11 protein-coding genes are annotated in these 15,046 nt (G+C 35.4%); 2 read left to right on the top strand and 9 right to left on the bottom strand.

Features of this window, described 5'->3' with window-relative positions; all coding sequences use genetic code 11:
- Positions 1-10 precede the first annotated feature (10 nt).
- The 6 genes from IPK14_01820 to IPK14_01795 all read right to left on the bottom strand — a co-directional run bounded on the left by IPK14_01820 (position 11) and on the right by IPK14_01795 (position 9,296).
- Positions 11-697: a hypothetical protein gene (locus IPK14_01820; GenBank protein ID MBK7992176.1), complete on the bottom strand. Its 687-nt coding sequence runs from the start codon at positions 695-697 to the stop codon at positions 11-13.
- A gap of 197 nt (positions 698-894) precedes the next feature.
- Entirely contained in the window at positions 895-1,782 is an 888-nt protein-coding gene (locus IPK14_01815; protein MBK7992175.1) for a proline iminopeptidase-family hydrolase, read from the bottom strand.
- Between the two features lie 5 nt (positions 1,783-1,787).
- Positions 1,788-2,585 carry a hypothetical protein gene (locus tag IPK14_01810; protein ID MBK7992174.1) on the bottom strand — a complete coding sequence of 266 codons (798 nt, stop codon included), beginning with the start codon at positions 2,583-2,585 and terminating at the stop codon, positions 1,788-1,790.
- Between the two features lie 2 nt (positions 2,586-2,587).
- A complete protein-coding gene (locus IPK14_01805) occupies positions 2,588-5,356 on the bottom strand; it encodes a protein kinase (GenBank protein ID MBK7992173.1) in 2,769 nt (922 codons plus the stop codon).
- Positions 5,357-5,493: 137 nt separating this feature from the next.
- Positions 5,494-8,496 (bottom strand): penicillin acylase family protein, encoded by a 3,003-nt coding sequence (locus IPK14_01800; GenBank protein ID MBK7992172.1) that lies wholly within the window; start codon positions 8,494-8,496, stop codon positions 5,494-5,496.
- A gap of 32 nt (positions 8,497-8,528) precedes the next feature.
- Positions 8,529-9,296, bottom strand: coding sequence for a 3-hydroxyacyl-CoA dehydrogenase (locus tag IPK14_01795; GenBank protein ID MBK7992171.1), 768 nt, complete (start codon positions 9,294-9,296; stop codon positions 8,529-8,531).
- A 311-nt stretch (positions 9,297-9,607) separates the two neighbouring features.
- On the opposite strand from IPK14_01795, the gene IPK14_01790 reads away from it, so the two are divergent.
- Positions 9,608-10,189, top strand: a complete 582-nt coding sequence (locus tag IPK14_01790; protein ID MBK7992170.1) for a TetR/AcrR family transcriptional regulator — start codon at positions 9,608-9,610, stop codon at positions 10,187-10,189.
- Between the two features lie 161 nt (positions 10,190-10,350).
- Positions 10,351-11,283: an alpha/beta hydrolase gene (locus tag IPK14_01785; protein MBK7992169.1), complete on the top strand. Its 933-nt coding sequence runs from the start codon at positions 10,351-10,353 to the stop codon at positions 11,281-11,283.
- Between the two features lie 492 nt (positions 11,284-11,775).
- On the opposite strand, the gene IPK14_01780 is transcribed toward IPK14_01785, so the two are convergent.
- The 3 genes from IPK14_01780 to IPK14_01770 all read right to left on the bottom strand — a co-directional run bounded on the left by IPK14_01780 (position 11,776) and on the right by IPK14_01770 (position 15,012).
- A complete protein-coding gene (locus IPK14_01780; protein MBK7992168.1) occupies positions 11,776-13,752 on the bottom strand; it encodes a hypothetical protein in 1,977 nt (658 codons plus the stop codon).
- 562 nt (positions 13,753-14,314) lie between these two features.
- Positions 14,315-14,782, bottom strand: a complete 468-nt coding sequence (gene mtgA, locus IPK14_01775; protein MBK7992167.1) for a monofunctional biosynthetic peptidoglycan transglycosylase — start codon at positions 14,780-14,782, stop codon at positions 14,315-14,317.
- Positions 14,779-15,012: a hypothetical protein gene (locus tag IPK14_01770; protein ID MBK7992166.1), complete on the bottom strand. Its 234-nt coding sequence runs from the start codon at positions 15,010-15,012 to the stop codon at positions 14,779-14,781. The genes mtgA and IPK14_01770 overlap by 4 nt, the downstream gene beginning before the upstream one ends.
- Positions 15,013-15,046: the final 34 nt, after the last annotated feature.

Below are 15,046 nucleotides of genomic sequence, written 5' to 3'. Positions count from 1 at the left end.
TCAAAAGAATTTAGAAACTACGAGATAAGTTATTATAATTATTAGTAATGCTATTTAAGAATATTTGGTTAGTATTATTTCTATTTCTTTGTAATTGTTGGTTAGTGTTGTTATTTCGTCTAGTTTGAGTGTTATTAGAAGAGCGAGCATTAGAAGTTCTATTATTTTGTGCTATAGCAGAACCATCAAGAACATTAGCAAATTGGATTCCATCAAAAAACTGTGCAATTTCTCTTTGATATTTTTCTATTGCTGCTGGGTTTGAAGTGCTTACAACTAATAATTCACCTCGTCCGCCTGGGTTAGCTAGAACATAAATAGAAAAGTAAATTTGGCGACCAACTTTAGTAACAGATATTTGAGATAAGACTTGATAACCATCTTCGGATTGAACTTGGGTTTCTCGTTTAATGACTTGGCGACCGGCTTCTACTTTATTTACTAAAACTTGCATTACTTGATTTAGGTTGTTTGGAACGCTGTCTATTCCTTCAGTGATTGCAAAAGCAATTTCGGCATCATCAGCATCTTGACCGGCTGGAGTTAAAAGAATTGTGGAATCGCCTCGCTGTTGGGCGTAGCCTGCTGGGATTTGGTAAATTACATTTCCATATTTATAAGTGTTTTGTGCAAAAATATTTTCATTGACAGAAAAGAAGATAGCTAAGAAAAGAAAGAAAGTAGCAAATTTTTTCATTGTTTTGTCCTCGCAATTTATAAGATATTTTTTGGATATCTTTCTCTAGGGCAAGCTTTATGCCAGGAACAAATATAATGATTTATAAATTTTAACTCACTGTAACACATAGATTTAATGGTACTTAGCTTACTAATAGTTAATTATCTTTTTGATTATTTCTGACAATTCTGGCAGTTGTCGTCAAAACTGGCCTGTCAATTTTGGCAAGAATTTATTGTTTGTAGAAAATTTGATAGTTGTTCTAAGTATTTCTTTTTTTCCTCAAAATGTGGAAGGTGGGAGCTATTTTCAAAAATAACTAATTTAGCTTCTTTGATTAAACTTTGATAAAACTTAGTAGTTTCTGGTGTGGCTTCATCATAGCGTCCACAAGTAAATAAAACTGGTAAGCCTAACTTATGCAACTGTTTAGTAATGTCATAATCATGAATATTTCCTGTTACTAAAAACTCTGATTCTCCCCAAATAGTGCGATAAATTAAATCATTTGATGCTTCAACAGAATCTATCATTTCCTTGGGCCAAATAGGTAGGCGACAAACATAACGTTGATAATATTCTAAACTAGCAAATTGATATTCATCTGAATCTGTAGTTCCTGACTTTTTATGTTTCTCCATTATCTCTATAGTTTGCTTAGGGAGTGTATTAAGTAGTTTTTTAGCATCTTTAGACCAAAGAGGAATGCTTAAACAAGGACTAGCTAAAATCAAACTTTTTAGCTGTGATGGATTTTTTAAGGCATATTCAATAGCTAAAATTGACCCCCAGGAATGTCCGAAAAGATGTAATTTATTTAGTTTAAGTGTTGTAATTAAATATGTTAGCTCTTCAAGAAAATAAGTTAAATTCCACCTAGATTTATCTTTTCCTAAATAAATAGATTTACCACAACCTAGTTGGTCATAAAAAATTATGGGTCTTTCTTGTGAAAGTTTAGCTAATGGAAGTAGGTAGTTATGGGGCGAGCCTGGGCCGCCGTGAACTATTAATAAAGGCTCAGCAGTAGAATTTATATTGCCATAAATGCAATAAAAAATCTTCTGTCCACGAAATAAAACAAAGCCTGTTACAGATTGCATAACAATTAGCTATTTTCCACCAAATCGGCTAAAGCAATCATTGCAGCAGCAGTGCTATGAGCAAGATTATATTCAGTATCTTCTAGTAATGGGTCTGACACACTACCATCTTCACTAAGGTTATCTATAACAATGCTAAGTAGATACTCATAATCCATAGTATCTTTTTTATTAGATAAAGCTAGGCAAATGGCTACTTCTGCTGCAATGTCTGGACTTTCTTGCTCAATAACTAGTTTACTTAAATTTTCTAGTTCTGAAATTACGCTACCAAAGCCAAAAGAAGGTAGTGGACGTTGTAAATATCTTGTTCCTAAAAAAATTCTATGTGTTAACCAATAAATATAATCAATACTACTTAAATGCTGTTTATAGAATTTTTGATCTCGTTTTAGAGGTTCTAGCCTTACATCTAAGCCCAAAGAATAAGCCATTTCACCTAAAAGCCAGGCATACTTAACTTCTTTTTCTACCAACAATAAATTTTCTAAATAAGCTTTTAATTCTTCTTTATTTGGTACTGGATAGAAAATCTCTCTTTCTTTTAGAACATACCAAATATCTATTACAGACATTCCAGTTAATGGAGATAGATCTTTAGAAAAAGTTATTTTGGTATCTTTGATTTTTTCTATAAGTGTTGTTAAAACAGGTTCTAAGTTAAACTCTTGGAAGGATTTTTTTGCATAACTAGCAAACATATGTAGGGTAATAGCTTGTAGTGCTTGCGCCCAAAGTTCATCTTTACTAGTAAGAGATAAAAATTTATCGACGATTTTTTTTAGGTCAATGGCTGATGACATTTTTATTTATTAAACTCGGCTATTAATTCCTTAAAAGCTTGTAGATTCCTTATATTTTCTAGTGCTGGATCGCGTTGGAACCAAACAAAATTTTTATTACCTTCTGCTAAAGATTTTTTCATATATTCTAAAGCATTAGTAGTTTGCCCACATCTAGCATAAATTTGAGCATACCAATAAAAAAACTCTTCTTTTGGCCCAAAACGTCGGGAGATTGGTTTTAAGTAATTATTCACTTGTTGAGATTTTTGTCTATACGCGCTAACGTGCGCTAGAAGTAAATCCCCACAAGGCAAGTCTGGAAGCACTTTTCTAAGCCTTAACCCTAAAGCCTCAGCTTCATTTAATCTATTTTTATAAATTTGAATAATTCCTTTTAAGAATAAAATTACAGGATGTCTTGGGTCAAGGCTCTTGATATAAGTATCAACAACTTTTTCTGCTTCATCAAACATACCTTGATAAAGATACGCAACACACATTCCCCAATAACACCGCCAATAAGTAGGATCTTCGCGCATAGCTCGACGATAAGCAGCTAAGGATTTATCTAATTGTCCCATTGACCGATAATACCAACCTAAACACATATCTGCTTCAAAGTTATTTGGTGTAATTGCTAAAGCTTTATTAATTAAATCTAAAACTTCGCTACGTCGTCCCATATCCATATAAATACTAGCTAGTGTAGCGTATGAGTCTGCTAGATTTGGGTCAAGATCTATAGCTTGACGGCAATTTAATTCAGCTAAAGAAATATGATCAAGATTGTTGTCATAGCCTGTTTGAAAAATATATTGGCATTGAGCAAGTCCAATATAAGCGCGAGCAAAACGGTTATCAATCTCAATAGTACGCTTAAACATTTGTAATGCCATTTCAATATCTTGGCGTTCTACGGCTCTTTCAAAAAAATGACGGCCTCGAATGTAGTATTGTTGCGCATCGCTACTTAAAGGTTGTGGAACATAAGCTAGCCGTTCTTTTTCATAATCAGTTAGGTTAACTCTTAGGCTTTCAACAATTCTACGAGCAACTGTATCTTGAATAATAAAAGGATCTTCTCCAATTAACTCAAAGCGGTCATTCCAAATATCTTTATTTTCTACAACATCCAAAAGACGAAATGAAACCCTTACCCTTTTACCAAAATTTTGCACTGAGCCATCTAAAATAAACTGTACTGACATTTCTTTACCAACAGATAGTAGATCTACATCTGTGTTTTCATATTTAAGCACGGCTCTAATTGGTCTAACCATCAATCCCCTAACAATAGAAAGTTCTGTAATTAGAGTATCAGCTAGCCCAACACTTAACATTTGAGTTTGTTCATCAGCAGAAAGACATCGTAAAGGTAAAATTGCTATTGCAACACGGTCATTAACAGTTTCTGTAAGCCGTCCAGTTAGTCCGCCGCTAATAGGTGCGGTAGGTGCTGGCTGCGCGTTATATTCAGTTATTGCTAACGGTGGAATAACTGAAACATTAACACGGCGAAAATCTGCTGTAGAAAGCGCGTTAGTGATGCTTTTTTCCTGCCACATCCCTGCATCACTTAACAAAGTAAACTGTGCTTCTAAATCACTTAAAAAATCTTTTACACTAGTGTATCTATACTCAGGTTCTTTAGCTAAAGCTTTTAAGATTACTGAATCAAAATCTATTTCTGACTCTACATAATTAGAAGGCGCGGGAGGTTGTTCAGAAACTAGTTTGTCTATAACTTCTCGTCCTGTTTTACCCTCAAAAGGCAAGCGACCTGTTAACATTTGATAAGTAAGTACACCTAAGCTATAAATATCTGTCCTAGCATCAACATTTAGCCCAAAAGCTTGTTCTGGAGACATATAGTAAGGCGAGCCAAAAACATCCCCTTTTTGGGTAAGATGGGCAACTTGTTCCAAGTCTTCTTCTAAAGAAATAAATTTAGCAATACCAAAATCTAAAACTTTGATTCTTTCTTCACCACGCAGATTTTTATAAAGCATTAAATTAGAAGGTTTTAGGTCACGGTGAATAATTCCTGCGCTATGTGCAGCATCTAAAACATCAGCAATACACCTAACATGTTGTAGAAGTCGTCTTGGGGTAAGTTGTCCTGATCTAGCTAAATATTGATCAAATCTTTCACCTTCAACATATTGCATTACAATAAATAGCTGTCCCTGCTCGGTTTCATTCATTTCATAAACTGTTACTGCATCTGGGTGAGCAATTCGCCGGGCAGCCAGGGCTTCTCTTTGAAAGCGTGCAACTAAAACAGGGTTTTTTGCCATTTCTTCAGCAATAAACTTAATTGCTACATTATCGCCTATTTTAAGATGTGTAGCCTGATAAACAGCCCCCATTCCACCATGTCCAATTTTACGCTCTAACCTATACGTATTATTTAGTATATGGCCGCAAAGTTCGCCACTACTAAGAGAAACTACCTCATTTCCTACTTCGGTACGACTTTCAAAAGGTGGTTCTTCTGTTTCATCTTCAAAATCACTACCTAAATCATCATCCAAGCCATTATCAAAAACAGCCTTATCTTCCTCAATATGGCTTTTAATATTGGTACTTATAGCAGAGTGATATTCTGTTTTTTCTAATTCTATTTCTACACTGCTATCTTCTAACAGACTATTAAGAGCTTTTTGGTTGTTTTGATTACTAGAAGAATCAATACTAGGCTCTGGCATTAATATCAATGGGGTTCCATCCATTGGACAATGTCGGATCCGGTTTCGGTATTGCCTCCCACAGCTTTGACATATTTTCATGAGTTTTTTAAGTTGTGTAGGATAAGTTAGCTGTTATCACAGCCAAAAATTTTTTGCAAAACAGATTTTACTCCAAAAGATATAGAGCATAAAAGAATTATTCTTCTATGCTCTATAAGTTATTCTATATCAATAAATTACTTTTTATCCGCTGCCTTAAATAAAAACATTTTTGCCCCTTGTGACATTAATTGTTTTTTATCTGATAGCAGTCGTCGAACATCAGCCGTTAGCCATAAAGACAATTGATTATCATGGAAAGGACTCTTTCTATCTCCACTTTGTCCACCTGGTAAAGCATCTACAACTTCAAAACCTGTTGATTTGGCAACAGCCGTAAAGCGATGTGTTGGACTATGATTAAAGACAAAATCATCCTGGTTTTTAGCTCTAATCTTATGGCTACAAGCATTTGGAACTTCATAACCACCATCTCTTGGTAGTCCAAGAAGCCCTGGGAAAGTAGATTGGAAATTACCATTTGTTGAAGGTAAAGAAAAATCTACACCTAATAAATGTGGAATAAATAATCTATGTATTTTACCCCAACGATAATCACTTAAGTTTTGTGAATTGCCATAAGCTAAAGTAAAGTTTGGCCCGGCAAATTCATCTAATCCATTAAGTAAACTCTTTAGGATAATAAAATCACGTTGAACTTCTGCTGGGCTGTTAGCAAGTTCTGGAACGCTAAAGAAATTGATTCCTGAAGCACCAACACCTTTATTAACAGGAAAAGTTGCTAGGAAATTACCTAAAGAACCTATAGCTAATTGTCCAAAGTTACCATCTACGCCAGGTATTCCTTTTGGCGCAAGTGGCGCATCTATAACATTTCTTACCATTTGTGAACGCCAAATGCTATAAATGCTAGAACATACACTATTATTAATTTGTGCATCTGTTGGATCAGCTTGGTTAAATGGAACAAAACTATCATAGCCATTGCGTAATCCGGTTGGAGTAGTAAAGTCCCACTTAGAAAAACGATCTAAAGCTTCTCTAATTCTTGGTTCTTGAGCTAGTGCTTTTAGTTCAGCAGGTGCATCTGCTTTTTGTGCATTAGCAAAAGCCTGTTGAACAAATGGGAGTAGGATTTCTGCATCGCGCATTTTTCCAGCAGCTTGAAAAGCGCGTGCCATATCTACATTAATCTTTTTACCACTAGCAATAGCCGCTTTAATATCTCTAGTTAATTGTGAAGCACGTAGCCCACTAGCATATGCAGAACTTAAATAAAGTATGCTTTTACCATTTTTGCGTTTAGTATTTGCAGGATTATTATCATCTGTATCACCAATAGGATCATTATTAGCTGATACTACAAAGCCTGTAGGAGGATTAATAACCTTTGGCATCTCCTTAAATGGCAAGATATCAGTAGATACTGTTTGGAATTTCTGTTTTTTACGCAAAGGTTGCCAATCACTACCGCCTTGACCATCACGAATAAATCCAGGAGGTAAGCCATTTACAGTACCTTTTTCTAAATCTTCTCTTAAGGGAAGTTCGCCAGTTGTATAATAAGCAATTTCGCCCTTAGTAGTTACTACGCCCATATTTACCGAAGCCCCGCCAAGTTTTTGTAAAGCTTTTTCAAATTCTTTTAAGGTACGTGAACGGTTTATTTCAAGGAATGCTTGAATTTCTTGAGTTGGGCCAAAGCCTACTTGCTGAACAACCATTGCAACAGAATTATTAAAATCAACTCCAATAATTGGGCCATTATTACGGAAAGGAACACGAGCAAATTGGTCTGGTACTGTGCCTTTTGGTATATCTACTAGATTATCTGTTTTACCTTCAGCCATTTGATTAACTTTAAATGTTTCATTCCTAAAAATTACTTGTTGACGCTTACCTTTATTGATTATAACTAATGGATTTGGCCCTAGTTGTAGCTCAATTTTATCCTGGTAAACATCTGTAAAATCAAACACTGTAACAGTAGCTTGCCAAGCTAAATTATCATTAAAGCCAAGTGCTACACCAGGCGCGCCAGCAACACTAGCACCTGTAACATTTAGCGGCTGTTCTTTTTTATCTGTTGGCGTAACATTTATTTGTATTTGATACCAAGTAGGAGAGTTTTCTAAATCAAAATGTTGATCTCCTGTAATCATTGGCGCACCAGATTCAGTAACTTTACCACTTAAAAGAAACCAGTTGCTCCCATTACGTTGATCCCGTGGTCTAACAGCATTGGCAAACAATGGAGACTCTTTAGCGGCCTCTAAATAAGCTTTTGCCATATTTAATATAGAAGGATGAATATTTTTATCTAGGTATTCTCCCCATTGTTTATATTGTTCTTTTAGCTCATCATTTCCTTGATCTAGGTTTGGAACTGCGGTTTTAGCTGAAAGATTTTGACCTAAAGCATCAGGTATTACATAAGTAGGATCAAAGGGAGAGAGTCTAAACATGTCTTCAAAAAATAGCTTTGTACCATCAAAACCTTGTGCTTTTCCTGCGTCTTGGTAATTTTTTAATGCCAGTGTAGTATCAAGATCACTTAAGTCAAAAGCTAGGCTAACTGCAAGCCCTTTCCCTACATAAATTGTATCAAGCTCTGTCCAAGGTCTTGTTTTAGTAATTTTTAGCTCTTGGTACTCTTCAGGAAGCGGATTATTGGTTAAATAAGCATTAACACCATCAGCATAGGCTTTTAAGAAAACTCTAATTTCAGGGCTATATTGTGCTAGTGAATCTTGTGCAGCTAAATAAAGTCCGCTACCCCGTGCCGTAGAGTCAGCGCGAAGTATTCTATTATTTTCGCCTGGGCCAAGGATTTCTGCTAAAGTGCCGTCTAACATTCGGCGACGGGCATCCATTTGGAAAAATCGATCTCTAGCATGAATAAATCCCTCCATAAAAAATGCGTCTACATTAGTTTTAGCAAAAATATGTGGGATACCTAATTCATCTTCAATAACTTCAACATCTTCTACTAATCCAGTAAGTTCTTGAGGAGTAAATTCACTAGCTTTTTTTATTGAAGTATAGTTTTTAGTAGACTTTTTAGTAATATTGGGAGCAGATTTTTTACTGCCACCATAGCTTATACTTGGCATTACTAATTGAAAACAAAGTATTAAGGCTATTGGTAATCCAAGATAAAATAAATTAAATTTTTTCATAAATTTCTCCAAAATATTGCAGAAAAATTTTCTTATTGTGGTGCCATGCGAATTGCTCCATCTAATCGGATCACTTCGCCATTTAACATTTCATTTTCAATAATATGATGTGCTAGCGCGCCATACTCAGCAGGACGGCCAAGTCTTGCTGGAAAAGGCACTTGCTGGGCTAGCGATTGTCTAGCTGGTTCTGGCAAGCCTGCTAGAAGTGGTGTATCAAATAGACCTGGTGCAATGGTTAAAACTCGAATACCAAAACGTGCAAATTCTCGTGCAATTGGCAAAGTCATTCCAACCACACCACCTTTAGAAGCAGAATAGGCTGCTTGTCCAATTTGTCCATCAAATGCAGCTACAGAGGCAGTATTAATAATTACTCCTCTTTCCCCTGCTTCGTTAGGCTCATTTTTAGACATTACTGCCGCAGCTAAACGAATACAATTAAAAGTACCTATTAAATTAACTTCTATAGTACGGGCAAAATGTGATAACTCCATTGGCCCTTGTTTTCCTATTACTCTTTGTGCTGCACCAATTCCAGCACAATTAATTAAAATATTTAATCCTCCAAAAGCTGATAAACAAGTATCTACTGCCTTTTGAACATCTTCTGCTGAGGCAACACTAGCTTTAACAAAACTAGCATTTTCTCCTAGTTCGGTAGCTAAAGCATTACCCCGCTCTTCATTTAGATCAAGAATTACTGCTTTTGCTCCAGCACTGACTAAACGACGCACACAAGCTTCACCTAAACCAGAAGCACCGCCAGTAACTAGAGCAACTTGGCCCTTTACATCCATAGCTCCTCCAAAATTTTTATAAAAGTATGAAATTTAAATGATTTCGATAAAGAAAAGTTAATCTTGCATTATAGTCTTAATTTAAGCTTTTTTACACCCTTCTATTTACACTTATTAAAAATAAATTGATGTTAAATTTTTCTATACCTGTTATTTTGCCTAGAATAATCCTAGAATAATCATTTAGCTAATTTTGATTAGTAATAATTTAGCCCTGGAAATAAATAAAAAATTCCCGTTGACAAGTGCGAACGATCGTACTATTTTATAAATGTTCGTAAGACTTTAAGATAAATTATTTATATTTATTTATGACTAAAGGCAAAGATACCAAATCAACAATTTTATCAGCAGCCCTAACCACCGTTAGCCAGGAAGGGTTAGAAGGCTTAAGTTTTGGTAAACTTGCTCAGAATGTCGGGCTGTCTAAAAGCGGATTATTTGCACATTTTAATTCACTTGAAAACCTGCAAATAGCTGTAATACAAACGGCTGTAGATATTTTTATTGAAAAAGTAATTGCTCCTGCACTAAAACAACCTCGCGGAGAGCCACGAATTTGTGCATTTAGCAATAATATCTTTGAATGGGGAAAAACTTTTCCTGGTGGTTGTCCTTTCGTTTCTATGGCAACGGAAATGGATGATAAACCGGGCCCGGTACGTGACTTTTTAGTTAGCACCCAAAAAGATTTCCTTTCTGTTTTAGCTAATGCCGCACAAATTGCTATAGAAGAAGGTCATTTTCGTAAAAACTTGAATACACAACAATTTGCTTATGACTTTTATTCTATTATTTTAGGCTACCACCATTTCCACCGCTTGCTTAATGACACACAAGCAAAAAGCTACTACCAAAATGCTTTTACAGCATTAATTAATAACTCTCATTAACTAAGGAGTAAATTTTATGCTTAAAACTTTTCTTTCAACAATTTCTTTAATCAAAAATAGCACGAACGTTCGTCAAATAAAACCAAAATAAAACATAAGTTTGTTCGCTCTAAGTTTCAGTTTTTGTCAAAATTTCTTCAACTTGGGCAGCTAGAGAAGCTATGAATTTATTTTTCCAAACAGCTAGGCATAAACGACCTGAAAGAGAAAGCAAATTGTTGTTGAAAGCAGCAGAAAAATTTACTTTTAATTGGCAAGGAAAAGACTTAGTAGCTTGGGCTTGGGGAGTTAGACCAACTATTTTGCTAGTTCATGGTTGGAATGGCAGAGGTGCGCAACTAGGCTCATTTATAAATCCATTAGTTTCAGCAGGTTATCGAGTAATAGCTTATGATGCACCTGGTCATGGGGATTCTGATGGCAAACATGCTTCCTTAGTTGACTTAAGCGAAAGTCTTAGTGCTTTAATAGACAAACTAGGCTCAATTGCTGGAGTTATTGCACATTCTTTAGGAACTGCTGCAACTACACTAGCTTTAACTCAAAGCAAAAAAATCCCTTGGGTAGTTTATATTGCTCCGCCACTGCAACCTCGTGATTATGTCCATAAATTTGCTAAATTCTTAAAAGCCTCACCAGAAACAACTAGCCTAATGATGGCATTAATGACTGTGAATTTTCGCCGAAGTTGGGAAAGTTTAGACATTCCTGAGCTAGTTAAATCTTTACAAACACCTCTTTTAGTTATTCATGATGAAGAAGATAAAGATGTCCCCTATTTTGAAGGAGCAACATTAGTTAAAGCTTGGCCTAAAGCAAAACTTATAACAACTAAAGGCTTAGGACATCGCCGCATTTTACACCAAAGCGAAGTAATTAATCAGGTATTAGAGTTTATTCAAAACCAACCTATTGAATTAGCTGAAGTAGTAGAAATTAATCAATATAGCTTAAAAAACAAAATCTTAGCTAAAAAATGTAGCCAAGAAACTTGTAACAACTTGGTTTTAGAGACTTTAGATAAAACAGGTCGTCAATGTTCCGCTTGTCTTATGGACAAAGAACTTTTTAATCCCAGCCTACGCTGGGCATAACAAATAACCAATTAAATCAATTAATGCTGTGTTAGAAAAAAAATAGGAGAGATTATGAAAAAATTTGCTAATTTATTTTTAGTTGCTATGTTTTTTATTTTCCAATCAATTAGCTTTTGCTGGTGGAAAAGGTAAAAAGTTGAATTTCCTCGTGATGTAGTAATTAATGGTACTGAAGTAAAAAAAGGAAAGTATAATGTTGAATTTGATGAAAAACCAATGAAGTAATGATTTGGCAAGGTGATAAGCTAATTGCTAAATCTAATGCTAAGAAAAATACTCATCAAACCAATCGTAAAAATATTGTCACCGAAATATTAATAGTTAAGCAGGGAGAAAAAGTTTTCTAAAAAAGATTATCTTTAGCGGGCGAACAGGAAGATATTTTACTTGATATGCAAAATCTAAGTGTGTCTCCTCAGTAAATAAAATAAATAGGGTGAAATTAATTGAAAAAGGTTTATAGCAATTGCTATAAACCTTTTATTATCTTTAGCTTGCTGTCGCAAAACTATTTAATGCAGCAATTAAATTTGTTTGCTCTTTTTGGTTAACTATTGCTATTTCTGCTCTTACTTGTGTAATTTGACTTAATACTTTTGTAGGCTCTATTTCTGGTTTGCTACCTACTTTTTCTACAATTATACGCAGTTTATTAGCAAGTTCTACTAGTCGGCTATCTTGAGCAGTATTTGCTATTTTAGTAAGCTCCTCTACAGGATCTAAAATACTTCGTTTAGCAGGACGGTTGTCTTCAGCTTGTTTACGGGCTTTTTCTTCTGTTTCAGAAGATCTTTGTTGGTTAAGTTGGGCATTTCTCATTGAATCAATCATTGCAGCAAATTGGACTAAAATGCTATCAAAGTAACGTGCTGTACCTTCAAGAGCGCGATTTTGTTGGCGCAGTTTTGCTTCATCAGCTAAATTTTGCTCTTTAAATTCACTTTCTTTAGTGCGATTACTGCCAGAGAGATTTGCTTCTTTAGCATCATTTGCTGTAGCAAGAGACTCTTCAGCTTTACGGTTTTTCTCAGCTAAGGCAGCTTCTAGGGCTTGATTTTTCTGTGTAAGTGCTGTTTCAGCACCCCTATCTTTTTTAGCAAGTTCAGCTTCTTCTTTAGCATGTGAAGCTTTTAAGGTAGCTTCAGCAGCGCGATTAGCTGCGGCAAAAGCACTTTCAGCTAAAGCATTAGCTTGTTTTAAGGCTGCTAGTTTTGCTTGATCATTAGCAGCAAGTTCGGCTTCTGCTAGGTCATTAGTTGCCCTTAGTTGCGCTTCAGCAGCCGTATCTAAATCTATTTCGGCAGCTTCAGCCTGTTTATTAGCATTAATAAATTTAGTTTCATTTTCTAAATTTACTTGGCGAAAATCCATTTCAGCTTTTAGATCTCGTGATAAAAGGTCGGCTTCCATCTGTCTATTGGCAACACTAAAGCTTGCTTCTTCTTCCTGATGTTTAGCAATTAATAAAGCTTGTTTTTCAGGGTCGGTTTCCGCTTCTTCTAATGCGCGATTACCAATAGCAAGTTCGGCTTCTGCTGCAAGATTTTGCGCACCCACTACATCACGAGCAGCTTTATTAGCCTGACTAAGGTCGGCTTCTGCTTTGCGATTGGTGGTTGAGAGTGTGCTTTCAGCTAAGCGATTTTGTTCTGCATGTGCTTGTTGTTTGGCTAAATTAGCTGCCTTAAGTGCTGTCTCATCTTGTGAATGTCGGGCTTGCATAGCTGCTTCTTTAGCCATGTCTGCTAACATTTCTGCATCTTCAGCAGCACGATTACGATTAGCTAAATCTGTTTCAGCTTTCATATTGCCAGCTAAAAAGTTTTGTTGTTCACTCTTATGTTGGGCAGCTAGGGCAGCTTCTTTCTTTAAGTTCTCTGCTTTTAATAAATCTGCTGCTGCCGAATTAGTTTTTCTTAGTTCTGCTTCTGCTGCACGATTAGCAGCAGCAAAGGCAGCTTCTTCTTTTTGATGTTGATTTTTTAAGCTAGCTTCCGCAGCTTGATGTTCTAAAACCATATCCATTTCTGCTTTACGGTTTGCTGCTGCGTGACGAGCTTCTTTCTCTAAATTTGCTTGTAAAAGGCGTGCTTGGTTAGCTGGATTGACATTTGCTTGAGTGCTAGCAGCCGTTGGAGCAGAATTTACTACTTCTATAGACTCGGAAACACCTTGGCTAGAACTGCTAGGAGTGCCACTGATAACTGTATGTCCACCTGTATCAGAGATTAGTTGATTTTTTACCAAATTAGCAAAAATTGTGTTTTCACCTGTACTAGAATCATTGCGAGAAAAAAATTCTTGCACTATTTCTTTTGCTGTTTCTTCTGATCCAGCGACTAATTTTTCCTTGGAAACTAGTTCTGCTTGGATAAGACTTTGTGCAATTTCTAGGTTGTCTATATCTGATAAACTATAGTTAGTATTGATGTTATTGTTAATACTGTTATTTTTAATATCTCCCATTATCCAAGCCTCCAAATTTTATAATGCTAACCCATTATCGGGTTTAAGATAGATGTGTTGCTAGCAAGAAACTAGGAAAAATTTGCTTACTAGGAAAAATATACCTAGTTTTATTTAAATGATCGAGTATTTTTTACATAGTCCAACCTTTTTTCCTAAGTTAAAGATATAAGTCAACCTTTTGTAGATTAAATGGCCTACCTATAAGCTTAATGTTTACTTACAGATGGAAAAAGTACAGACGTTCATTAAAATTTTTGTCCATAGTGGCATATAGCTTGCAATAAGGGAAGGTGGGGCAAGAGATAATTAGCGATAGAGATGTCGCTATGGTCTCTAAGCGGTTATAGTGGTGAGGACTGTAATCGCGATTGGTTTTAGCACTGTGGTTATCTCCCACAACCACAGTGCTATTCTTTTGTTTAAAATAAAGTTCTTCTATACCACTAAATAAATCCTAATCAATTTAACTTCCAAAAAACTTTACAAATCTAACATTCTTACCAACCTTTAGGAAATTTAACTGCATTCATACGCCGCAAAATTAATTGCTGTCGTTTTGCTACTCGTTTTGGGTTCTTTGATGGGTTATAAACTGTCCTAGGATTGGGATCATTGCTGTTAAGTAAGCAGCTTCACTAACAGAGACTTGGCTAATTGATTTACCAAAATATTTTTGTGCCGCAGCTTCAGCACCAAAAACACCATCGCCCCACTCAATAACATTTAAGTAAACTTCTAATATTCGCTTTTTTCCTAAATTTTTCTCTAAATAATAAGTAATAGCAGCTTCTTTAACTTTACGTAGTGGATTTTTTGATTCAGATAAATAAAGATTTTTAGCTAGTTGTTGAGTAATGGTTGAAGCACCACGAACAAACGCACCTTCTTCCCAATCTTTTCCAAAGCTTTTTTGAATTTCAACTGTATCAAAGCCATTATGTTGAAAAAATCTAGCATCTTCTCCAGCTAAAACACCTCTAAGCAAATTTGGTGAGATCTGATCTATAGGTTGCCAGCTTTGTTTTATTTCAAAGCTCTGCCCTCTCTGATAGCTTCTCTTTGTCTAGCCTGCATTAAAGCTGTAGTTGTTGTATTAGCAGCTTTAAGCTCTTTTCCTGTAGGTAGTAAAATAAACTCTAGCCCTAAATAACCAAACCCTAGTAGGAATAAAACTAGAAAAATCCGTTTAAAAGACCAACCATTAGCTTTTTTCTGTTTACGAATGGGTTTAGAAGCATTAACCTTCTTTGACATCATTTAATTAATCTCATTTAATTTATTTAAGAATATT

Source organism: Blastocatellia bacterium, from assembly GCA_016713405.1.
GTDB lineage: Bacteria > Acidobacteriota > Blastocatellia > Chloracidobacteriales > JADJPF01 > JADJPF01.
This window is presented reverse-complemented; position numbering and strand designations above follow the sequence as displayed.